General features: G+C 72.1%; 15 protein-coding genes. 7 read left to right on the top strand and 8 right to left on the bottom strand.

Annotated elements, in window-relative coordinates:
* Positions 1 to 3: 3 nt before the first annotated feature.
* The 3 genes from mfd to ACIBK5_RS10365 form a co-directional block, all read right to left on the bottom strand.
* On the bottom strand, positions 4 to 3537 hold the full coding sequence (gene mfd, locus ACIBK5_RS10375) for a transcription-repair coupling factor (RefSeq protein WP_399018143.1): 3534 nt from the start codon (positions 3535 to 3537) through the stop codon (positions 4 to 6).
* A 345-nt stretch (positions 3538 to 3882) separates the two neighbouring features.
* Positions 3883 to 6462 carry an ABC transporter permease gene (locus ACIBK5_RS10370; RefSeq protein ID WP_399018141.1) on the bottom strand — a complete coding sequence of 860 codons (2580 nt, stop codon included), beginning with the start codon at positions 6460 to 6462 and terminating at the stop codon, positions 3883 to 3885.
* Complete coding sequence (locus ACIBK5_RS10365; RefSeq protein ID WP_193480003.1) at positions 6459 to 7247, bottom strand: ABC transporter ATP-binding protein; 789 nt, start codon at positions 7245 to 7247, stop codon at positions 6459 to 6461. Before ACIBK5_RS10365 ends, ACIBK5_RS10370 begins: the two co-directional genes overlap by 4 nt.
* A 401-nt stretch (positions 7248 to 7648) precedes the next feature.
* Here ACIBK5_RS10365 and ACIBK5_RS10360 point away from each other — a divergent pair, with 401 nt between their 5' ends.
* The 5 genes from ACIBK5_RS10360 to ACIBK5_RS10340 all read left to right on the top strand — a co-directional run bounded on the left by ACIBK5_RS10360 (position 7649) and on the right by ACIBK5_RS10340 (position 14424).
* Positions 7649 to 9142: an MFS transporter gene (locus ACIBK5_RS10360; protein WP_399018139.1), complete on the top strand. Its 1494-nt coding sequence runs from the start codon at positions 7649 to 7651 to the stop codon at positions 9140 to 9142.
* 20 nt (positions 9143 to 9162) lie between these two features.
* The gene (locus ACIBK5_RS10355) at positions 9163 to 9672 is read left to right on the top strand and encodes a GNAT family N-acetyltransferase (RefSeq protein WP_399018138.1); all 510 of its coding nucleotides are present in this window, start codon (positions 9163 to 9165) and stop codon (positions 9670 to 9672) included.
* An 81-nt stretch (positions 9673 to 9753) separates the two neighbouring features.
* Positions 9754 to 12186, top strand: coding sequence for a hypothetical protein (locus ACIBK5_RS10350; RefSeq protein ID WP_399018137.1), 2433 nt, complete (start codon positions 9754 to 9756; stop codon positions 12184 to 12186).
* Between the two features lie 193 nt (positions 12187 to 12379).
* Positions 12380 to 12814 carry a DUF485 domain-containing protein gene (locus ACIBK5_RS10345; protein WP_399018135.1) on the top strand — a complete coding sequence of 145 codons (435 nt, stop codon included), beginning with the start codon at positions 12380 to 12382 and terminating at the stop codon, positions 12812 to 12814.
* Positions 12811 to 14424: a cation acetate symporter gene (locus tag ACIBK5_RS10340; protein ID WP_399018133.1), complete on the top strand. Its 1614-nt coding sequence runs from the start codon at positions 12811 to 12813 to the stop codon at positions 14422 to 14424. The genes ACIBK5_RS10345 and ACIBK5_RS10340 overlap by 4 nt, the downstream gene beginning before the upstream one ends.
* Before the next feature lie 126 nt (positions 14425 to 14550).
* Here the strand turns inward: ACIBK5_RS10340 and ACIBK5_RS10335 are convergent, their stop codons facing one another.
* From ACIBK5_RS10335 to ACIBK5_RS10320, 4 genes are all read right to left on the bottom strand, one after another.
* Positions 14551 to 15444, bottom strand: coding sequence for a cellulose-binding protein (locus ACIBK5_RS10335; protein ID WP_399018132.1), 894 nt, complete (start codon positions 15442 to 15444; stop codon positions 14551 to 14553).
* 144 nt (positions 15445 to 15588) lie between these two features.
* Positions 15589 to 16050 carry a carboxymuconolactone decarboxylase family protein gene (locus ACIBK5_RS10330; RefSeq protein WP_399018130.1) on the bottom strand — a complete coding sequence of 154 codons (462 nt, stop codon included), beginning with the start codon at positions 16048 to 16050 and terminating at the stop codon, positions 15589 to 15591.
* A gap of 151 nt (positions 16051 to 16201) precedes the next feature.
* Positions 16202 to 19129, bottom strand: a complete 2928-nt coding sequence (locus ACIBK5_RS10325; RefSeq protein ID WP_399018127.1) for an SUKH-4 family immunity protein — start codon at positions 19127 to 19129, stop codon at positions 16202 to 16204.
* 8 nt (positions 19130 to 19137) lie between these two features.
* A complete protein-coding gene (locus ACIBK5_RS10320) occupies positions 19138 to 20142 on the bottom strand; it encodes an SMI1/KNR4 family protein (RefSeq protein ID WP_399018125.1) in 1005 nt (334 codons plus the stop codon).
* A gap of 401 nt (positions 20143 to 20543) precedes the next feature.
* Between ACIBK5_RS10320 and ACIBK5_RS10315 the strand changes: the two genes are divergently transcribed.
* Together ACIBK5_RS10315 and ACIBK5_RS10310 are read left to right on the top strand one after the other, a co-directional pair.
* Positions 20544 to 21164 (top strand): YwqJ-related putative deaminase, encoded by a 621-nt coding sequence (locus ACIBK5_RS10315; protein WP_399018124.1) that lies wholly within the window; start codon positions 20544 to 20546, stop codon positions 21162 to 21164.
* Between the two features lie 85 nt (positions 21165 to 21249).
* Positions 21250 to 21744, top strand: coding sequence for an SUKH-3 domain-containing protein (locus ACIBK5_RS10310; RefSeq protein WP_399018122.1), 495 nt, complete (start codon positions 21250 to 21252; stop codon positions 21742 to 21744).
* A 24-nt stretch (positions 21745 to 21768) separates the two neighbouring features.
* Here ACIBK5_RS10310 and ACIBK5_RS10305 read toward each other — a convergent pair whose 3' ends face one another.
* The gene (locus ACIBK5_RS10305) at positions 21769 to 23067 is read right to left on the bottom strand and encodes a sensor histidine kinase (RefSeq protein WP_399018120.1); all 1299 of its coding nucleotides are present in this window, start codon (positions 23065 to 23067) and stop codon (positions 21769 to 21771) included.
* Positions 23068 to 23113: the final 46 nt, after the last annotated feature.

The raw sequence follows: 23113 nt of genomic DNA, 5'->3' as shown, positions 1-23113 counted from the left end.
GGGTCAGGACCCCAGCACCGACGTCAGGAACTCCCCGACCCACCCCAGCAACTCCCGCCCGACCAGCGGCTTTCCGCCGACCTTCGCGGTCTTCGGGCGCGGCACCAGCACCTGGTGCACCGCCGGCTTGATGACCGTCCCGGGATAGAGCCGCTTGAGCCGCAGTTCCTGCGATTCGCGCAACTCCACCGGGGCGAAGCGGATGTTGTTGCCCTGCAGCACGATCTCGCCGACCCCGCACGCGCGCGCGAGCATCCGCAGACCGGAGACGAGCAGCAGGTTCTCCACCGGTTCGGGCAGCTTGCCGTAGCGGTCGACGAGTTCCTCGCGGACGGCCTTGACGTCCTCCTCCGTGTTGGCGGAGGCGATGGCGCGGTACGCCTGGAGACGGAGCCGCTCGCCCGGCGCGTAGTCGTGCGGGACGTGCGCGTCGACGGGCAGCTCGATCTTGACCTCGAGCGGCGGCTCCTCCTCGATCCCGCCGGTCTCCAGCTGGCGCCGGTAGTCGGCGACGGCCTCGCCCACCATCCGTACGTACAGGTCGAAGCCGACGCCCGCGATGTGGCCGGACTGCTCGCCGCCGAGGAGGTTGCCCGCGCCGCGGATCTCCAGGTCCTTCATCGCCACGTACATGCCGGCGCCCATCTCGGTGTGCTGCGCGATGGTCGCGAGCCGCTCGTGCGCGGTCTCGGTCAGCGGCTTCTCCGGCGGGTACAGGAAGTACGCGTAACCGCGCTCGCGGCCTCGGCCCACCCTTCCGCGCAGCTGGTGCAGCTGCGAGAGCCCGAAGTTGTCGCCGCGCTCCACGATGAGCGTGTTGGCGTTGGAGATGTCGATGCCGGACTCGACGATCGTCGTGGAGACGAGCACGTCGAACTTCTTCTCCCAGAAGTCGACGACGACCTGCTCGAGCGCCTGCTCCGACATCTGGCCGTGGGCGGTGGCGATGCGCGCCTCGGGGACGATCTCGCGCAGCCGGGCCGCGGCCCGGTCGATCGACTCGACCCGGTTGTGGATGTAGAAGACCTGGCCCTCGCGCAGCAGTTCACGGCGGATGGCGGCGCCGATCTGCTTCTCCTCGTACGGCCCCACGAAGGTCAGCACCGGGTGCCGCTCCTCGGGCGGGGTGGTGATCGTCGACATCTCGCGGATGCCGGTCACCGCCATCTCCAGGGTCCTGGGGATGGGGGTCGCGGACATCGTCAGGACGTCGACGTTGGCCCGGAGCTTCTTCAGCTGCTCCTTGTGCTCGACGCCGAAGCGCTGCTCCTCGTCGACGATGACCAGGCCCAGGTCCTTGAACTTGGTCTCCGACGAGAACAGCCGGTGCGTGCCGATGACGATGTCCACCGAGCCCTCGCGCAGGCCCTCCAGGACCGCCTTGGCCTCGGTGTCGGTCTGGAAGCGGGAGAGCGCCTTCACGCTGACCGGGAACTGCGCGTACCGCTCGCTGAACGTCCCGAAGTGCTGCTGCACCAGCAGGGTCGTGGGCACCAGGACGGCCACCTGCTTGCCGTCCTGGACGGCCTTGAAGGCGGCCCGGACCGCGATCTCGGTCTTGCCGTAGCCGACGTCGCCGCAGATCAGCCGGTCCATCGGGACCGTCTTCTCCATGTCGTCCTTGACCTCGGCGATGGTGGTGAGCTGGTCGGGCGTCTCCGCGTAGGGGAAGGCGTCCTCCAGCTCGCGCTGCCAGGGGGTGTCGGCCCCGAAGGCGTGCCCGGGGGCCGCCATGCGCGCGCTGTACAGCTTGATGAGGTCGGCGGCGATCTCCTTGACGGCCTTCTTGGCGCGGGCCTTCGTCTTCGTCCAGTCGGCGCCGCCCAGGCGGTGCAGGGTGGGCGCCTCGCCGCCGACGTACTTGGTGATCTGCTCCAGCTGGTCGGTGGGGATGTAGAGGCGGTCGCCGGGCTGGCCGCGCTTGGCGGGCGCGTACTCGACGACCAGGTACTCGCGGGTCGCGCCCTGCACGGTGCGCTGCACCATCTCGATGTAGCGGCCCACGCCGTGCTGCTCGTGGACGATGTAGTCGCCCGGCTCCAGGGTGAGCGGGTCGATGGTCTTGCGGCGGCGGGCCGGCATCCGGGCGCCTTCGCGGCCCGCGGCCCGCTGGCCGGTCAGGTCGGTCTCGGTCAGTACGGCCAGTCCGAGGGCCGTGTCGACGAAGCCGTGCTCGATCGAGCCGCACGCCACGTGCACGAGGGAGGGGGAGATCTCGGCGAGGTCCGCGTCGAGGCGGGCCGCGATGCCCTCGCCGCCCAGCACCTCGACCGTACGGGTGGCCGGGCCGTGCCCTTCGGTGACGAACACCGTGCGCCAGCCGTCGGCGAGCCAGCCCTTGGTGTCGGCGAGGGCCTTGGCGGTGTCACCGCGGTAGGTCTCCGGGGCGTGCATCCCCAGCTTCAGGGTGTCAGCGTCGAGCTCCTCGTCGGCGGCGAACGGCGACACCGACCACCACATCATGTCCAGCTCGCGGGCCCGGTCCCGGACGTCCGCGATGGACCACAGGGAGGCCGCGCCGACGTCGATGGGCGCCTCTCCGCCACCGGCGGTGGCGGCCCAGGAGGCCTGGAGGAACTCCTGCGAGGTGGCCACCAGGTCCGAGGCGCGCGTACGGACCCGCTCCGGGTCGCACACGAGGGCCATGGCGCCCTTGGGCAGCACGTCGAGCAGCAGCTCCATGTCGTCGACCAGGACCGGAGCGAGGGACTCCATGCCCTCGACCGCGATCCCCTCGGCGATCTTGCCGAGCAGTTCACCGAGCTCGGGGTGCTGTTCGGCCAGGGCACGGGCCCGCGCGCGGACGTCCTCGGTGAGCAGCAGTTCGCGGCACGGCGGCGCCCACAGGCCGTGCTCGGCGACTTCGAGGGAGCGCTGGTCGGCGACCTTGAAGTAGCGGATCTCCTCGACGTCGTCGCCCCAGAACTCGATGCGCAGGGGGTGTTCCTCGGTGGGCGGGAACACATCGAGGATGCCGCCGCGCACGGCGAACTCGCCGCGCTTCTCGACCAGCTCCACGCGCGCGTAGGCGGCGGCCCCGAGGGCGTCGACGATCTCCTCGAGGTCGACGGTCTGCCCCGGCTTCAGGGCGACCGGCTCCAGGTCGCCGAGGCCCTTGACCTGCGGCTGGAGCACGGACCTGACGGGCGCCACGACCACGGAGACCGGGCCGGTCTCGGGGTCGTCGGGGCGGGGGTGGGCCAGGCGGCGCAGCACGGCCAGACGGCGGCCGACGGTGTCGCTGCGGGGGCTGAGCCGCTCGTGCGGCAGGGTCTCCCAGGAGGGGTACTCCACGACCCCCTCCGGCGGGAGGAGGGAGCGCAGTGCCGCGGCCAGGTCCTCGGCCTCGCGGCCCGTGGCCGTCACCGCCAGCACCGGGCGGCCCGTGTCCCGGGCGAGGGCGGCGACCGCGAAGGGGCGGGCGGCGGGAGGGCCGACCAGGTCGACGTGCATGCGGTTGCCGTCTGCGGCCGCGCTGATCGCTTCCGCGAGGGCGGCGTCTCTGACTACGGCGTCGAGCAGACCGTGCAGGCTCATACGGGTCTTTTCCGTCCAGGGGTGGGCAACACGACGGGCCCGACGCGCGCCGCGGGCCGGGGGGTCTCCAGCGTACGACGCTGCGCGGCCGGGCGGCGGGGGCTGTGGACAACGCCCCGTCTCAGGTGCTGAGCGTGGGTGCCCTGGCCCACCAGGGGGCTCCGCCTCCTGAACCCCCGTACCTGTGCCCACCCGCCACCCGAATCGGTCGAGCAGGAAGCCGGGCTCGCGGGTCCGCACAGCACCCGGCGCCGGGAAGTCATGGACTCCCCGGCGCCGGTCCCCCGCAACCCCCGTGTGCGGTGGTTCTCGGTGATGACTGCTCCCCTACTCCATCTACTCCGTCTACTCCGTCGCGATCGCGTTCAGGACGTTCATCCGGCCCGCCCGGAACGCCGGGATCAGTGCGGCGAACAGGCCCACGAACGCCGAGCCGGCGAAGACGCCGATGATCGTCGGCCAGGGGATCTCCAGGACCATCAGGCCCTCCAGCGCGAGCAGCTGCTGCGCGGTGGCGCCCCAGCCCATGCCCAGTCCGAGGCCCAGCAGGGCGCCGAAGAGGGCGATGACGACGGACTCCATGCGGATCATGCGGCGCAGCTGGCGGCGGGACAGGCCGATCGCCCGCATCAGGCCGATCTCCCTGGTGCGCTCCACCACCGACAGGGCCAGGGTGTTCACGACACCCAGGATGGCGACGATGATCGCCAGGGCCAGCAGGCCGTAGATCATGTTGAGGAGCTGGCCGATCTGGTCCTTCAGGGCTTCCTTGTAGTCGGTCTGGTCGCGCACGGTGTACTGCGGGTAGTCGTGCATGGCCGACTTCAGGGACTTGTAGGCGGCGTCCTGCTGACCGTCCTTGGCGGTGACGAAGAGCAGCGTGTCCAGCGGCATCTTGTCGGCCGGGACGTACTTGGCCATCGTCGAGATGGACGTGTACATCGCGCCCGCGTCGATCACGACGTCACTGCTGGTGATCGCCCGGACCGTCAGGTCGGCCGTACGGCCGTCCTTGAACGCCACCTCGATCTTGGAGCCGAGGCTGATGCCATGGTCCTTGGCGAACTTCTCGTGGACGGACATCGAGTCGGGCTTGTAGGCGTCGGGGAGCTTGCCGGCGACCGTCTCGGTGCGCAGGTCGGTCGCGTACGAGGGGTCGGCGGCCGTGATCGCCGTGTCCTTGAGCGTCTTGCCGTCGGGGGTGGTGAAGTCGGCCTTCGTCCACTTGTACTCGGTGGCGCGCTCCACGTCCGACGCGGACTTCGCGGCCTTGACCGCCTGCGGGGTGATCAGCTGGCCGCTGTCGGACTGGATGATGAAGTCCGTGCCGACGGTCTTGTCGAGCTGGTCGGTGGCGGAGGCCACCATGGAGGAGCCGACCACGGACAGGCACGCCACCAGGGCGAGGCCGATCATCAGCGCGGCGCCCGTCGCGCCGGTGCGGCGCGGGTTGCGCAGGGCGTTGCGCTCGGCCATGCGGCCCACGGGGCCGAACATGCGCAGCAGGACGGCGCCGAGGACCCGGACCACACCGCCGGCGAGCAGCGGGCCGATGACGACGAAGCCGATCAGCGACAGCACCACGCCGAGGCCGAGCCAGAGCGAGCCCTCCTTGGCCTGGTCGGCCGCCGTCGCCAGATACAGGCCGAAGGCGCCGCCGCCGGTGAGGACGGTGCCGATCGCGGCGCGGATCCAGCCGGCCTTGGCGTCCGCGGGGGCGCCCGCGTCCCGCAGCGCGGCCATCGGGGAGATCTTGCCGGCGCGCCGGGCGGGCAGGTAGGCGGCCAGGACGGTGACGATCACGCCGAGGACCAGGCCGACCACCGGCGTCGTCCAGGCCACCGTCAGGTCGTCGGTGGACAGCTCCATGCCCATCTGGCCCATGAGCTTCATCAGGCCGATCGCGAGGCCGACGCCGGCGCCCACGCCGAGCACCGAACCGACGAGGCCCAGCAGCAGCGCCTCGGCCAGCACGGAGCGGTTGACCTGCTTGCGGGAGGAGCCGATCGCCCGCATCAGGCCGATCTCCCGGGTGCGCTGGGCGACCAGCATGGAGAAGGTGTTGATGATCAGGAAGATGCCGACGAGGAAGGCGATCCCGGCGAAGCCGAGCATCGCGTACTTCATGACGTTCATGAAGCCGGCGACGCCCTTCTGGTTGGCGTCGGCGGTCTCCTTGGCGGTCTGCACCTGGAAGTCGCCGCCGAGCGCGGCCTTCACGTTCTGCTTCAGCCGGTCGTCGCTGACTCCGGCGGCCGCGGTGACGTTGACGTTGGTGTAGACGCCGCTCTCGCCGACCAGGGTCTGCTGGGCGGTCTTCGTGTCGAGGTAGAAGATCGCGGCACCGGGGTTGGTGACGGTGAAGTCGGCGATGCCGGAGACCTTCGCGGTGTGGGTGCCCGTCGCGCTGATCACGCCGATCGGGTCGCCGAGCTTCAGACCGTGCTTGTCGGCGGTGTCGGCGTCGACCATGATCTGGCCGGCGCTCCTGGGTGCCGCACCGGAGGTGATCTTCATGGTGCGGGCTTCGTTGCTGTTCCAGCCGCCGACGATGGTCGGGGCGCCGCTGGAGGGCGACAGATTCTCCTTGTCGGCGTCGACGACGGTCACCGAGGTGGAGAACACCGCGCCCTCGGCGGACTTCACGCCGTCGGCCTTGCGTACGTCGGCGAGCACGGAGGCCGGCATGACCGGCGGCTTGCCGTTGTCGGCGGTCGTCTCACCGGTGTCGGAGGCGCCCTTGGGGCTCACCGTCACGTCCGAGGAGGTGGCCGCGAAGAGCTTGTCGAACGTGGTGGACATGGTGTCCGTGAAGACGAGCGTCCCGCAGACGAAGGCCACCGACAGCAGGACGGCGATCGCCGACAGCGCCATGCGGCCCTTGTGCGCGAGGAAGTTGCGCATCGAGGTCTTCATGACGGTCATGACGTACGCCCCCGGGCGTCGAAGTCCTTCATGCGGTCGAGGACGGCGTCCGCGGTCGGCTTGTACATCTCGTCGACGATCCGGCCGTCGGCGAGGTACAGGACACGGTCCGCGTAACTGGCGGCGACCGGGTCGTGGGTGACCATCACGATGGTCTGGCCCAGCTCGTCGACGGAGCGGCGCAGGAAGCCGAGCACCTCGGCGCCCGCGCGCGAGTCGAGGTTTCCGGTCGGCTCGTCCCCGAAGATGATCTCGGGCCGGGCGGCCAGCGCCCGTGCCACGGCGACGCGCTGCTGCTGGCCTCCGGAGAGCTGGGTGGGCCGGTGCTTGAGACGGTCGGAGAGCCCGACGGTCTCCACGACCCGCCCGAGCCACTCCTTGTCCGGCTTGCGGCCGGCGATGTCCATGGGCAGCGTGATGTTCTCTATCGCGTTGAGCGTCGGCAGCAGGTTGAACGCCTGGAAGATGAACCCGATCCGGTCCCGGCGCAGTCGTGTGAGCTTCTTGTCCTTCAGGCCGGTGATCTCGGTCTCGTCGAGGTAGATCTGCCCGCCGGTGACGGTGTCGAGCCCGGCCAGGCAGTGCATGAGCGTGGACTTGCCGGACCCCGAGGGGCCCATGATCGCGGTGAACTGGCCGCGTGCGATGTCCACGTCGACGTGGTCGAGGGCGACGACACGGGTCTCACCGGATCCGTACGCCTTCACGACCTGCCGCGCCCGCGCGGCAACGGCCGTACGCCCTCCAGTACCCCCGTGCCTGGGAATGGTCACAGCCGATGTCACGGTATGTCTCCTATATAGGTCGGAAGTATCTCGGTCAGCAGATGGTGAAGTGCTTCAAGTCTTCCGGCGGGGAGGGGTCGCGCGCCCTGGTGCTCAGCGCAGTCTTTTCCTGTGGAAAACCCCACCCCCGCCGGTGTGTGACGCCGCCCCCCGACGGCGTAAAGCCAGGTTAAGGAGCGGCCCCCGCGCGTCTCGTCCTCCGCCGGTACGAACCCGCCCCAGGTCGTAGTACGGAGGTACCCCTAGGGGCAGTCCACCGAAGGGTGGAGTCCTTCTCAGGGTCGGCTCCACCCCACGGCCCATCCAGGCTCCACCCTCCCGCGACGTCAGGGTCAAGTGGGAAGCTGTCCGGCGGTAGATAGGTGCAAGGGGCAGGCAGGCGCGAGGGGGAGGCACCCAGGGTGGGAAGCACGAGTTCCGCGGCACGTGAGGCAGCGCGTCCCGCGGCGACCGGCCGGCGCGGAGCCGTCGTCGCCGCGCTGATGCTCTCGATGGCGCTGGCGGCGCTCGACTCCACCATCGTCTCGACGGCCGTGCCGCAGATCGTCGGGGACCTCGGCGGATTCTCCGTCTTCTCCTGGCTGTTCTCCGGCTATCTGCTGGCCGTGACCGTCACCCTGCCCGTCTACGGCAAGCTCTCCGACACCTTCGGCCGCAAACCGGTCCTCGTCGTCGGCTCGGTGGTCTTCCTCCTCGGCTCCCTGCTGTGCGCGCTGGCCTGGAACATGGAGGCGCTCATCGCCTTCCGCGTCGTGCAGGGCCTGGGCGGCGGAGCGCTCCAGGGCACGGTGCAGACGCTCGCGGCCGACCTGTACCCGCTGAAGGACCGTCCCAAGATCCAGTCGAAGCTCTCCACGGTGTGGGCGGTGTCCGCGGTCGCCGGTCCGGGTCTGGGCGGGGTGCTCGCCGCGTACGCGGACTGGCGGTGGATCTTCCTGGTCAACCTGCCGATCGGCGCGGTCGCCTTGTGGCTGATCGTGCGTCATCTGCACGAGCCGGAGCGGGAAACCCGTGCGCACGCGCGCGTGGACTGGGCGGGCGCGCTCGCCGTGTTCGCCTGCGGCGGCGTTCTGCTCGCCGCTCTGGTGCAGGGCGGCGTGGCGTGGCCGTGGCTGTCGGCGCCCTCGCTCGCCCTGTTCGGTACGGGACTCGCCCTGGTCGCGGTGGTGGTGCTGGTGGAGCGGCGGGCCGCGGAACCGATCATCCCGGGCTGGGTGTGGCGGCGCCGTACGATCGCCGCGGTCAATCTGGCCCTGGGCGCGCTGGGCCTGCTGATGGTGGCGCCGACGGTGTTCCTGCCCTCCTACGCCCAGGGGGTGCTGGGCCTGGCGCCCGTGGCCGCCGGATTCGTGCTCTCCGTATGGACGTTGAGCTGGCCCCTATCGGCGGCCCTGAGCCAGCACGTGTACCGCAGGATCGGCTTCCGCAACACCGCGATGCTGGGTATCGGCGCGGCGGCGCTGATCCTGTTCGCGTTCCCGTTCCTGCCGTACCCCGGGCAGGCCTGGCAGCCGACCCTGTTGATGCTGCTGCTCGGCGCCGCGCTGGGCCTGTTCCAGCTGCCGCTCATCGTCGGGGTGCAGTCGACGGTGGGCTGGGCGGAGCGCGGGACGACGACCGCGTCCGTGCTCTTCTGCCGCCAGACGGGCCAGACGATCGGCGCGGCGCTCTTCGGCGCGGTCGCCAACGGGGTGCTGGCCGCGAGGCTCGGCGGGGCGAGCGACCTCGACTCGGTGACCCGGGCACTCGACTCCGGCAGCGCGCCCGAGGCGACCCGGCGGGCGATCGCCGACGCGGTGCACGCCGTCTACCTGGGCGCCTCGTGCGCGGCGGCACTGGCGTTCCTGGTGCTGCTGTTCCTCGCGCCCCGGAAATTCCCGGTGCTCAAGGACTGACCGTCCGTATCCTCCCGCCCATGGTGACCCTGGAACCACTCCGAGCCGATCACGCGGACGCGCTGCTGGCCTTCGAGCGGGAGAACCGGGCGTACTTCTGCCGCACGGTGTCGGACCGCGGGGACGCCTACTTCACGCCGGCGGGGTTCGCCGAACGCCACCGGTCGCTCCTGGCGGAGCAGCACGCGCGCGTGTGCCGCTTCCATGTCGTCCTCGATGAGGAGGGGAACCTGATCGGCCGGGTGAACCTGATGGACCTGGCGGACGGCAGCGCCGAACTCGGCTACCGCATCGGCGAACGGGCGGCGGGCCGGGGCGTGGCGACGGCGGCCGTCGCTCAGGTGTGCCGTCTGGCCGCCACCGACTACGGGCTGACGTCCCTCACCGCGAGGACGACGCTGGACAACCCGGCCTCCATGAGGGTCCTGGCCCGCAACGGCTTCACGCGGCTGGAGGAGGCAACCGTGGACGGCCGCCCGGGAGTCCACTACATACTCCGGCACCTCGGCGGCGCCCCCGGGAACCCCTAGGGCGCGACCCCGACCCGTTTCCGGGGCCGGGCACTCTTGCGAGTGACGCGCGGCGACGGGCGGTGCGTGTCTGCTGGTGGCATGGACTTCAACAGGCGCACGGCGATGGCAGCGGGACTCGGAGCGGTGGCGGCGGCGAGCGGCGCCACCACCTCGGCAGGCGGCGCCACCGCCTCGGCAGACGACAGCATCACCTCGGCGGCCACGCCCACGACGGTGACGGTGCAGGGCGAGGCCGCGGTGCGGACGAACATCCCCGTCCGCCGGGACCGCCGGGCTTCCGCAGGGCGCTATCTGGGGTTATGGACGACCGAGACTCCCCCGGCCCGGACCGGCTGGTACGCGACGTACACCGTGCGCGTCCCGCGGGCCGGGGTGTACGCGCTGACGGCCGTGGCCACGGCACCGGTCGAGACGCCGCACACGGAAGCCGTCGCCTCCTACCCGCACCTGTCCGTGAACGACGGCCCGTTCACGGAGATCGCCCGCTCGCAACCGCACTGGTACGAGTCGCCGCCGGCCTGGGGCGACCTGTCCGTCCTGGACCTGGGCGTGGTCGAACTGCGAGGCGGCACCGACACGCTCACCTTCCGCGTCACCGAACCGGCCGTCCTCGACGACACGATCGCGTACGTCCTGACCCTGGACCGCTTCACCCTGCGCCGCCTGGAGGGGCACCCGGCCCTGCGCGAACTGTCGGTCCCCCGGCACCGCGAGGGCGAACCGGCCCGGCTGCGCCTGGCCCTCGACGGGCACGCCACACACCCGCACCGCGTGCGGTACACCGTCAGCGACCACCACGGTCGCCAGGTCACCACCGGCCGGGCCACCATCGCCACCGGCGACACGAGCGCGACGGTCACGCTCCCCGATCTGCCCCCGGGCCATTACCTCGTGAGGGCGGACGGCGTGACGGGCCGGTTCGCGCGTCTGCCGGCCCGGCCCGCCGTCACCGGCCCCGCCAGCCGCTTCGGCGTGAACGTCTGGGCGTCCTCCCTCGTCCCGCCGTCCCGGCTCACGGACTTCGCCGCCGCCCTGCGGGACATGGGCGCCGGCTGGGTGCGGGACGGCCAGTCCTGGCCCGCGGCCGAACCGGCGCCCGGCGTGTACGACACGGCACAGCACGATGGCCGCACCCGCACCCTGCGCGCCCACGGCCTGGCCGTCCTCGACGTGCTCTCCCCCGCCCCCGAGTGGGCCATGACCGACGCCTCGCTGCCACTCCCGGCGGACCTCAGGCACGCCTACCGCTACGCCCGCCGTCTGGCCTCGGCCTCCCCCGAGGCCCTCCAGTTGTCGAACGAACCGGACGTCGACACCACTCGCAGCACCGGCGACGCCCACGCCGCGTTCGTGAAGGCCGCCGCGCTCGGCATCAAGGACGCGTCGCCCGAACCCTGTCTGGTCGTCCTGCCGGGCATCGCGCAGACCGGCCCCTTCCAGGACCTGATGCTCGCCAACGACGTGGTGCGGTACGCCGACGCATGGGCCTTCCACGGCTACCCGGACCCCACCGAACCGGGCGAACCCCGCTTCCCGGGCGCCGCGGACGAACAGCACGAGCTGGCCCGCCGGCACCAGGCGGACACACCGCTGTGGATGACAGAGTGCGGCGCGTTCCAGAAGGCCCGGCCCAGGGAGGACCTCACGCCCGGGCAGGAGATCGCGCAGGCCCGGTACGTGGTGCGCTCGATGGTGGAGGGCCTGGCGGCGGGGAACGACCGGCAGTTCTGGTTCGCGGGTCCGCCGCTGCACGACGACGGCGTCTACTTCGGCCTGCTCGACCGCGACTTCCGGCCCCTTCCGGCCTACAGCGCGTTCGCCGCCCTCACCTCACTGCTCGGCGCGGCAGACTTCACCGGCCCCACACCCCGGCTGCCGGACGGAGTGCGGGGCTTCGACTTCGACAGCGGGCGCGGCGAGCGGGTCACGGTGGTGTGGGCGGAGCGGCCCGTACGCCTGGACCGACACATGAAGGGGACGGCCCACGACATGATGGGCCGCCGCCTCCCCACCGGCCAACCGGTGACCGCCTCACGCGACCCGCTGTACGTCGTCACCCCCGCGGACCCGCCCAAGCAACCGGCCGCCACCCGCCCGAGGGCCCGCCTCTCCCCCGCCGAACACATCGTCCTCGCCCAGCGCTTCTCCGCCCGCGACGCCGCCCCCGGCAAGGACGACGGGGACGCGCCGCCGCCGCACGGCTATCGCCTCGGCCGCCGCACACGGATGACCGTCGACGTCTACAACTTCGACGACACCGCACACCACGTGACGGTCACGGCACAGCCGACGGACGACGGATGGACCGTACGGACGGAACAAGGACGGAAAGGGCGGAAAGAGACGAAAGGGCGGATACGCGTCCCGGCCGGAGGGCGGGCCGGGGTCAACTTCACGATCCGTGCGGAGAGTTCGGTCCCACGCCGGATCGACCGGCGGCTGGCGTTCGGCGCGACGCTCGACGATCACTCCGAGGTGCCGGCGTCCGTGGCCCTGATCCATCTCAGGTAGTCCGCCGAGGACACTCGAAAACCTGGGTTAACGGAGGTAACACCCAAGGTCAAAAAGGTAAGCGCATACCGACCAATCAGTTTGGCCAAACCCTCGCGCAGCCCCGGTACTCCGAAGTAACGTGCGTGGCCGCCCGCCCCCCACCTCCCTGCGGCCCGCCGCACCGGATCCAACCCTCGCAAGGAGCACCGGGATGTCTTTCGACCCGCCGCCGTCCTACCCCTATCCCCCACCCGATTCCTCGCCCTCCTACGACACCTACCCCTGGCAGCCTCAGCAGCCGCCCGAACCTCCCGAGCGGCGCCCCCAACGCCACACCGCGCTCGGGCACCACAGTGACCTGCGCGTCCTGCGCAGCGCCTACCGGTGGCAGCGACGCGTGGCCACACTCACCGCGCTCGGCTACTTCACCCTGTTCCTGATCCTGTCGGCGTTCGCACCGTCGTTCATGACGAGCACCGTCACCGACGGCCTGCCCACCGGCCTGCTGCTCGCGCTCATCCAGGTCCCCGTGACATGGCTGGCCATCGCCCTGTACGAGCAGACGGCCCGCCGTCGCGTCGACCCGATCGCGGACCGGATACGCAAGCAGGCCCAGCTGGACGCCAAGCGGGAGAGTGCACGGTGATCAGCGAGTTCAGCGGCAACGCACAGGCGATGTCCCTGGTGGGCTTCACATCGGTGGCCACGATCACGCTGCTGCTGTGCGTGATGACGGGCCCGGACCGGGACGACCTCGACGAGTTCTACACCGGCTACAGCTCGCTGTCCCCCATGCGCAACGGCCTGGCGATCGCTGGCGACTACATCTCCGCCGCGACCGTCCTCGGCACCGGCGGCGTGATCGCCCTCTTCGGCTACGACGGCACCGTACTGGCCCTGAGCACGGCCCTGTCGCTGATGCTGCTGATGTTCCTGCTGGCCGAACCGCTGCGCAACGCGGGCCGGTTCACCATGGGCGACGCGCTGACCCGCCGTATGCCGGGACGCGGCGTGCGGATCGCGGCCTGCGCGGTGACGCTGGCGGCGCTGGTGCCGCTGATGCTGGTGCAGCTGGCGGGGACCGGGCAGCTGATGGCGTTCATCCTCGGCTTCTCCGGCGAGTCGATGCAGACGGGCTGCATCATCGGCGTGGGCGCGCTGATGATCAGTTACGCGGCGATCGGCGGCATGAAGGGCACCGCCCTCATCCAGATCCTGAAGATCGTGATGCTGCTCGGTTCGGGCCTGGTGGTCGCGGTGCTGATCCTGAACCGGTTCGACTGGGACCCGGGAGCCCTGTTCGGCGCGGCCGCCGACAACAGCGGCGTGGGCTCGGCGTTCCTCTCGTCCGGCCTGCAGTTCGCGGGCGGTGCCAGCCCCGGCCTGGACATGATCACCTCGCAACTGACCGTGGTCCTCGGCGGTGGCGTCCTGCCGCACGTCACCATGCGCATGTACACCGCCTCCAGCGCCCGGCAGGTACGGCGATCGATGTCCTGGGCCGTGTCGGGCGTGGCCCTGTTCGTGCTCGTCATCACGGTCATCGGCTTCGGCGCGACCGCGCTGGTCGGCCGGGCGGCGATCGCGCAGGTCGACCCGCAGGGCAACACGGCCTATCTGCTGGGCTCGCAGGCGGCGTTCGGCGCGGAGGTGTCGACGGCGGAGACGTTCCTGTTCACGACCGTCACCACGGCCGTCTTCCTCACACTGCTCGCCTCCGTCGCCGGCATGATCCTCGCCTGCGCCAACTCCCTCGCGCACGACGTGTTCGCGGCCCGGGTGCAGGAGATGTCACCGCGCCGCGAGATGACACTGGCCCGGCTCTCGGCCCTGGCGGTGGGCATCCCGGCGATCCTGCTGGCCACGCTCGTCCAGCACCGCAGCCTGCAGCCCCTGGTGACGCTGTCCTTCTGCCTGGGCGCCTCGGCCATCGCGCCCGCGCTGGTCTACAGCCTCTTCTGGCGCCGCTACACCCGGACGGGCCTGCTCAGCACCCTCATCGGCGGCTCGCTGGCCGTCCTGCTGCTGATGCCGGGCACCAACCTGGTCTCCGGCTCCCCCGTCTCGGCCTTCCCCGACGCCGACTTCAACTGGTTCCCGTTCACCACCACGGGCCTGCTCTCCATACCCCTGGGCTTCGCCTGCGGCTGGCTGGGCACGATGGCCTCCGGCCGCCGGAAGTCGGAGGAGCAACGCCACCAGTACGAGGCGGTGGAGGGCTGGATCCTCGCGGGCGCGGTACGCAGGAACCGCTGACCGGAAGCGGCACGGCACGACGCCCCGCCGGCCTCGCGTACGAGCGGCGGTCGGGGCGTCACCCCACAGCCGACGGCCGACGCACCGTCGCCCACAGCCGACGTCGGCCACGCGGGACGGCCGAGGTCACTCCCCCGTCGGCCCCGCCGGCCCCGCCCACGCCGCCAGGCTGGCGTGTACGCGGTCGATGTGGGCCCGCACGTCCTCTCCCTGTTCCTCGTGCGCGCGCAGCAGCCGCTCCGTCTCCTCCTCGACGCGGTCCGCGTGTTCCCGGGCCTGGGCGACCAGCTCCGCGGCACGCTCCTGCGCCTCTTCCTGCCGGCTCCGGGCCGATTCCGCGGCGTCGGCGAGTGCCTGCTCCGCCTCGGACAGGTCCCGCTCGGCGCGCGCCACCGCCTCCGCGTGGTGCGCATCCAGCTCCTCCGCCCGCGCCGCCTCCTCGCGCTCCACCTCCGCCCAGCGCTCGGCTCGTTCCTTGTCCCGCTCGGCGAGCATCCCGGAGGAGCGCTGCCGCATCTCCCGCAGCGCGGCCAGCGCCTCACCTCGCTGTTCCTTCGCGCCGCACCTGACCGAGACACGGATCTCGTCGGCCTCCGCGCCCGCCACGAGCAGCCGCTGCCGGGCACGTTCGTCGGCGTCGGCGCGCACGGCGTCGGCGTGCGCCTGTGCGGACTCGCACACCCCGGCCGCGGCGGCTTGCGCCTCCTCGACGATGCGCCGTGCCTCCTCCCGCGCCCTGTCCCGAACGGCCTCGGCCTCCTCCCGGCCGAGTTCGAAGAGCCGCCGCGCCCCCTCCCCGAGCGACGCGTAGTCCTGCGGCGCGAGCCCCGCCACGGTCTCCCGCAGCAGGGCCAGTTCCGCGTCCATCTGCCGGGCGAGCACCGTCAGCCTGGCGGCCCGCTCCCAGGCCGCGTCCCGATTCTGGGAGACGGCCTCGGCGTACCTGTCCACCTGCTCGGGACGGTAGCCACGCCCCCGCCCGGCCACGAAGCCGTGCGGCGACACCGACGCGCTGCTCATCCTGGAACCCCTCTCCACCTCACCGACGCGAAACCGCACAACAAACGGGATGATTTCGCGCACATCTTGGTGGATCAGGCAGAAGTGTTCATAACGCGACACTCCGCACAGAGGTCACGGGCCCACGACCGGCCCGTACGGCCGTCAGCCCCAAGTGGTGCCCGCGGGCTCCTGGATGGTCGTGTTGATGCGGTTGAACATGTTCGTGAGCGAGACGGTGAGAATCAGCCCGGAGAGCTCCTTCTCGTCGAAGTGATCGGCCACCTCGTCCCACAGGGCGTCCGGCACCGACTCCTCCGAAAGGTCCGCGAGCCGCGTGACCGCCTCCGTCAGCTTCAGCGCCGCACGCTCGGCGTCCGAGAAGAAGGGAGCGTGCCGCCAAGCCGCGACGGCGCTGATCCGCTCCTCGCTCACCCCGGCCTTGCGGAGGTTGACGGTGTGCCCGTGCACACAGGCGCCGCAGCCGTTGATCTGGCTGGCGCGCAGCCCGACGATCTCCGCCAGCTCCTGCCGCAGCCCGCCCTCCCCGATCGCCTGGAAGAGGGTGCCGATGCCCTTCATCGCGCCGGGAAGGACGTACGCCGGGTTCGTCATCCGTGCCTGCATGATCTCTGCCTCCTGTGTCGGCGGTGCGTCGCTGTCACTGCACTGACGAAGCGGCACGAGGAGATGTGACAGCCGGCCCGGCACGAAGAAGCCGGGCCCGGTCGTACGAACGACCGAACCTGGCTTCCTCCGACACGTCAGCGGCGACGCGTCACAGCAGTCCGTCCCACATCTGCTCAAGCAGCACCGACCACCAGCTCTCCGGCGACCCCAGTGCCGCCGGGTCGAGCGCGGCCAGCTGGGCCTGGAAGTCGACGGTCCAGCGGCCCGCCTGCTCCTGGTTCAGCCCGAACCGCAGCCGCCACATCCGCCCGAGCAGCGCCAGACAACGCGCGAACTCCGGCAGCCCGGTGTTCACGAACTGCGGCGGCACGGGCGCCCCGCCCGGCCCCGCCTCCACCGGCACGGCGACGATGTTGGCCGTGCCGTACTGCACGCAGATCGCCTTGCCGAAGTCGCTGCCCATCACCAGATAGGAACCCGCGTCCGAGGCCGGCTGCACACCCCGCTCGGCCGCCAGCTCCGCCAGCGTCGGAACGGGCCGGCCCGGCTGCGCCTGCGCCCAGAAGAACGGGCCCATGTCCATCGGCAGACCGGCCGCCACCAGCGTGTGTGCCACGACCGGCGGCACCCCCTGACGGGACACCGCGGCCTGCTCGAACCGGAACACACCCGGCCCGAACGCGGCCCCCAGCTCCTGCGCGACGGCCTCCGGCGGGACCGGCGGCACCGCCTGCACCGGCGGCAGCGGAGCACGCACCGGAGCCGGACGCGCCGGGCCGTCCGCCACCTGGTGCAACTCGCCCTGGTGCGCCAGCAGCTGCTGCATGCCCTGCTGACGGCTCGCGTGGTCCGTGCCGTACGGGGCGATGCTCGTGATCCGCGCCTGCGGCCACTGCTCCCGGATCATCCGTGCGCAGTACGCACCCGGCAGCTCGCACGACTCCAGCTCGGTGTGCAGCTCCAGCACCTGGTCCGGGGGCACGTTCATGGCCCGCAGCTCATGGAAGATCTGCCACTCCGGGTGCGGCGTACCCGGCGCCGAACGCCGGATCAGCTGCTGCTCGGAACCGTCCTGAGCGCGGTAGCGCAACACGGCCTGGTAGCCGGGGCCGACCGTCGGCTGCCCGGCGGGCGGCTGCGGATAGCCGTACGCCGGCGGCGGCCCGGGGACGGGCTGACCGGGCGGCGGCACAGCACCCGGCGGCACCGCACCCGGCATCGCGCCGGGCGGCATCGGCGGCGCGGCGGGCGGCGCACCGGGAGCCTGCGGCGGCGGAGGCACGCCGGGACCGCCCGCCGGGGGCGGCGAGGCCAGCATGGTCTCGGCGTGATGCACGGGCCCCGCACCGGCGCCGGGCACACCCGGGGCGCCAGGAGCGCCGGGGGCACCGGGAGCACCGGGCGGATGCGGAACACCCGGAGGCTGGGCCGCACCAGGCGCACCAGGCGCACCAGCCCCACCGGGCACACCAGGAGGTCCCGGAGGCTGCGGCGGCTGCGGCGCGCCCGGGCCGGTCCGGCCGGGATCGGCCAGCATCGTGGCGGCATGGTGGACACCACCCGGGGGCGTACCACCGGGGGCACCGGGAGGCTGCGGCGCACCAGGAGCACCGGGAGCACCCGGCGGCTGCTGCGGAGGCAGCGGCGCACCCGGCCCCGTTGGAACCCCCGGGCCCGTCGGAACCCCCGCCCCCGAAGAACCCCCGGCACCACCGGGACCGCCAGGAACCCCGGGCGCCCCAGGAACCCCGGGCGCCCCAGGAGCCCCAGGAGCCCCAGGCCCTTCAGGACCAAGCGCAGACACCATCTGCGTAGGCACATACCCACCCGCCGGAGTCCCCGGCGCACCGGGCCCCGACGGCGGAGGCGTATCGCCCGGCCGCGCACCCGGCGTACCCGGTGCGCCCGGCGGAGGCGGCGTGGTCGGACCCGTGCCCCGGCCACGACCCGGCGGCGGAGTCGCCTTGCTGGTCGCGGCGTCGGCGATGTCCCCGGCGTTCGGCGCGAGCGGACGCTCGGGCGCACCCGGCCCGGCCGGCGGCTGCGGATAGCCGTACGGCTGCCCGCCCGGGGCGGGCGGCGGCGTACTGCCCTGCGGCACACCAGCGGGCGGCGTGCCCGGCACACCTTGCGGCGACGTGCCCGGCACACCTTGCGGCGGCGTCCCCGGCACCCCGGGAGCGGCACCCGGCCCCGCCGGATAGCCGTACCCAGGACCGGCCGGAGTGCCGGCACCCTGCCCGTTCTGCGCGTCCGCCCCGGGCCCGTCGACCGCCGGCGTGACCGCCGTCCGCGGAAGCTGGCTCCCGCCCGCGATCAGCGCCGTCTTGGCGTCGGACGTCGTCGCGGGCGGCGAGGTGTTCTCGTCGGACTCGCTCAGCGGCGGCGCGAAGACCGTCGCGGGCAGCGGTACGGAACGGTCGTCACCGCCATCGCCGTTGGTGTCCGTGCCGGCCCAGGGCGTCGCCCCGGCAGGCGCGGCCGGAGCCACCGGACCGCCCGGAGCACCCGGAGCACCCGGAGCACCAGAAGCGTCCGAGTCACTCCCCCCGGCGGCCGGCCACGACGCCCCGCTCCCGGAGACGGAATCACCCACGGAACCGGAACCGGAATCGGAATCGAAACCGGAAGCAGCAGAGGACGAAGACGCAGACGCAGACGCCCCGGCGACAGAACCCGCCCCGGCCCCCCGCCGATCCGGAATCCCCAGCTTGTCCGCCGCATCCTGCAACCACTCCGGCGGCGTCAGCAGGAAGGACGTCTGATTCAGATCCACCCGAGCGGGCGGCGCCGGCGCCGGCTCATCCACCGCGTCCGGACGGCCGTACTCCTCCTCGTACCGGCGGATCACCTCACCCACCGGCAGCCCGGGCCACAGCGTCGCCTCGCCGCTGTCCCGCGCGATCACCAGCCGCTGCGCGCCACCGTCCGAGCGGGGCCCGTCCGCACGGTCCTCGGCCCACACCACGAACCCGAGGTCGAACTCCCGCACCCGCACCTCACGATGCTGGTACGACGGCAGGTCGCCGTTGATCCACTCTTCCGCGCGCTCCTGCGCCTGAGCGAAGGTCACCATCGCCGAAGTCACTCCCCCACAGCCGAGGACGACACCGCACCCACCGGCACCACACGCGCGAACCCGCCGTCCACCATCAGGTTCGCCACCGTCTCCAACTCCGGCGGATTGCCGGCCAGCCGCGACAGGAAGACATCGAAGTCGTCCCCGCACGGCAGCAGCAACCGCTCCACCCGCTCCGCCGGCGGCGTCGAGGGATCCACGTCCCGCGCGTCGTCGTACGAGCAGAACCACACGGAGCCGATCCGCTCGCCCTTCACCTTCACGGCGAGCAGCCCGCCCTGGACGAAGGAGACGCCCAGGTAGTCCTTGGTCAGATGGTCACGCAGACACTTGTTGACGTACACCAGGTCATTGACCGCGGCCTCGTCCCGCACCATGAAGAACGGCTGGTCGACCAGCAGCCCCAGCTCCGCGTCCAGCGCGGCACCCACCGGCGCGCAACCGCCCGCCGCCTTCAGGAACGACCGGTACGCGCCCGGCAGCCGGTAGCCGAGCTCCTCCTCGACGCCCTGCACCTGCGACTCCGTCACGGCCACACCCGACTTCGGCAGCCCGAAGTGCGCCGGACGCGTCTCCTGAAGCGGCCGCGTGCCCCGCTTGCCGTGATCGACACCCGACGTGGCCACACCACCGTGATGCCGCAGCAGCGCCTTCACCTCGACCGGGACCAGCTCCAGCCGCCGCGAGGCGACCGCGTGGTGCCAGGTCCAGCCGTGCGGCGTCGCCACCGCCGGAACCGTGTCCCACAACTCGTGCCCGGACGCCGACAGCGCGCTGTTCGCCGACACGTAGTCCGTCAGCCGCAGCTCGTCGACACCGAAACCCTCCGGCGGCTCCGCGATCTCCGCGACCGCGCGCGCGTAGGGCGAGAAGTCGGGGTAGCCACGCTCGTCGACCCGCACCCCTCTCGGGTGACGGGCCGCCCGGACCGGGTCCGGGAAATGCACGACCTGCCCGGCGTAGGCCGCGTTCGGCGGCGCGGCTTGCTGCCCGAGCCGACCTGTCGTCATGGCGGTTGCCCCCTGCGGCACTCTGTACGACCCGTATTGACCGCCCTTGGCGCACTACGACCCGTATCGACTGTCACGTCTGTCTGTCTCGACTGTCCGTCTCGACTTCTCTGCAGTTCCCTGCGCTTCCCTGCACGCGCCGACCCCGCGGATCACCCTCCGGTTCACTGCATCGATCTCCGAACGGATCACCGCATCGTCCGCGGTGCCGACAGCCTATGCGGTACGACGACACCGGTCACCGGCGCCGGTCAGCGGCCCCTCCGCTTCCGTGACCAGCCGTCACCCCACCGTGACGACGCACCCCGGAACGGGCGTGTCGCCGCGCCCCAGCTTCCGCACCAGCCACGGCATTTGGCAGTCTGTGACCCCCGGGGGGATGCACGGAGGGGAAGACGATCATGAACGCGACACAGACGGGACCACACACCGGCAGGTCCGCCGACCCACGAAACGGCGACCCCCGGCACGGCGACCCGCGCCACGGCGACCCAAGAGGCGGCGATCCCCGCAACGGCGACCCGCGAGCCGGCGACCCCCGCAACGGCGACCCCCGCATCGGCTGGAGCGCCACCGAAGCGGCCCACACCCCCGCCCTCCACCACCGCCGCGACGGCATCCTCCCCACCGTCGCCGCCGCCCTCTCCGTCCGCGGCGCCACCCTCACCGGCACCGCCGCCCGCGGCGACACACCCCCGGGACTGCACCCCCTCGTCCAGGACTTCCTCGACACCCTCACCAGCGCCCAGCGCGACCGCTTCACCGGCCGCTGCGCCGAAACCATCCTCATCTCCCGGCACATCGCCGCGGCCGACACCGAGCGCAGCAAACGCGCCGCACGAAAACCCATGACCAACGGCGAGGCCCGCAAAGCCCTCAAGCAGGCCAAACTCACCGCCCGGCACATCCGCGAGGACGGCGACCCCCTCCACGGCACCTTCGCCACCCCCTGCCGCGCCTGCACCGCGCTCAGCGCCCACTTCGGGGTCCGCATAGTCGACCCGGCGTCCCAGAACGACTGACGCCCACCTCGGCCCCGGAAGCAAGCGGCAGCACGGCGCGCACCTCACGCCCGCCGTCCCACGACCTCGACGAGACGAACGGCAGATGCACACCGACCGCACCTCCTCCACCCGCTTCGCCGTACCCGTCGACGCCGCCCTGCGCGCCGCCGGCTGGCAATCCGGACGCTGGGACATCAAGCAGGCCGAGTACTGGGCCGACGCCCTGCGCGACCACGTCTCCCCCGCGGGCCACCGGCACACCGTCTTCCCCGCCGCCGTCGAAGCCTGGGCCGAATTCGGCGGACTCCACATCGCCCCCACGGGCCCCGGCCGCCAGGTCGCCCCCGCCACCCTGCACCTCGACCCGCTGCACGGCCTCCACATGGCCCGCACCCTCGGCGACCTCGGCCGCGCCCTCGGCACCGAGGTCTGCCCCCTGGGCACCGAGACCGACAGCCAGTCCCTCATCGCCATCGACACCGACGGCCGCGTCTACACCCTCGACCACACCGGCGACTGGTACCTCGGCCCCGACATCGACCAGGCCCTCTCCACCCTCATCGCCGGCACGGAACCGACCCGCCTCACAGCAAGCTGACACCCGCCCCCGCGGCGACGGACCCTACGACGCCGGAATCACCGCCGACACCCGGAAACCCCCCGCATCCGTCGGCCCCGACACGAACACCCCACCCAGCGCGGAAACCCGCTCCTTCATCCCCACCAGCCCGTTCCCCCCGGACGGCAACCGCGCCGACGACGCCGCTTCCTCGGGCGGCTCGTTCTCCACCTGCATCGCGATCTCCGACACCCGATGCGCCAGCCGCACATACGTCTTAGCCCCGGCCGCGTGCTTGTGGACGTTCGTCAACGCCTCCTGCACCACCCGATACGCCGTCTGCTCGACCTCCGGCGCATACGACCGCTCGTCCCCCTCCACGGACAGAGCCACCACCATCCCCGCGGCAGCCGACTGCCCCACCAGCTCCTCGATCTCCGCCAGACACGGCCCCTCGTCGTCAGCCGCCCGCGAAGCCGCAGCCGCCGCGGCCGCCCCCACCGCCGCCAATGGCACCGACGCGGCCCTCTCCCGCCGCTCGTCCCCACCACTGCGCAGCACCCCGAGCATCTCCCGCAACTCGGTCAGCGCCTGCCGCCCCATGTCCCCCACCAGCGCGGCGTTCCTGACGGCCTTCTCGGGATCCTTCCGCGCCACCGCCTGCAACGCGGCGGCGTGCACGACCATCAGACTCACCCGGTGCGCGACCACGTCGTGCATCTCCCGGGCGATCCGGGTCCGCTCCTCGTTCCGGGCCCACTCGGCCCGCTCCTCCGCCCGCTCGGCGAGCAGCTGCAGCTCCCGCTCCAGATCGTCCGCGCGCTCCCGCAGGCTCTCCATCAGCCGCCGCCGGGCTCCCACATACAGCCCGAGCAGCACGGGAGGCGCCGTGAACCCCACCGACATCGTGATGGCGGCGAAGGGCACGAACCAGTCCCCGATGTCCAGGTCCCCCCGCGACATGTCCTGCCGCGTCTTCACGAACGTCACGATGAGCGTCCCCAGCAGCGACATCCCCGCCAGCGAGGCCAGGATCCGCCGCGGCACCTCGCACGCGGCCAGCGTGTACAGGCCGACGACGCCCATCAGGAAGCCCATCTCGGCGGGCGTGATGGCGATCGACACCAGCACCACCGCGATCGGCCACCGCCGCCGCACCAGCAGCACGGAACCGGCCAGCAGCCCGAACACCACCCCCGCCGCCAGCGGGATCCCCGCGTCCCTGGCGAACGGAATCCCCTCGAACCCGCACTCCAGCGCGGACGCCACCGCCAGACTCACATCGAACACGGCACTGCGCCGCCTCGCCCACCACCACGGCCCTCCCCGGGCCGTCACATGGTCTTCCCCCGTCGCGGTCATGCCCTCCAGCCTAAAGGCGCCCGCCGCCGCTTTTCCGGTGAGTTTC

This window comes from Streptomyces sp. NPDC050546, from assembly GCF_044457425.1.
Lineage (GTDB): Bacteria > Actinomycetota > Actinomycetes > Streptomycetales > Streptomycetaceae > Streptomyces.
The sequence above is the reverse complement of the archived record's forward strand: the minus strand, read 5'-3'. Positions and strand labels throughout refer to the sequence as shown.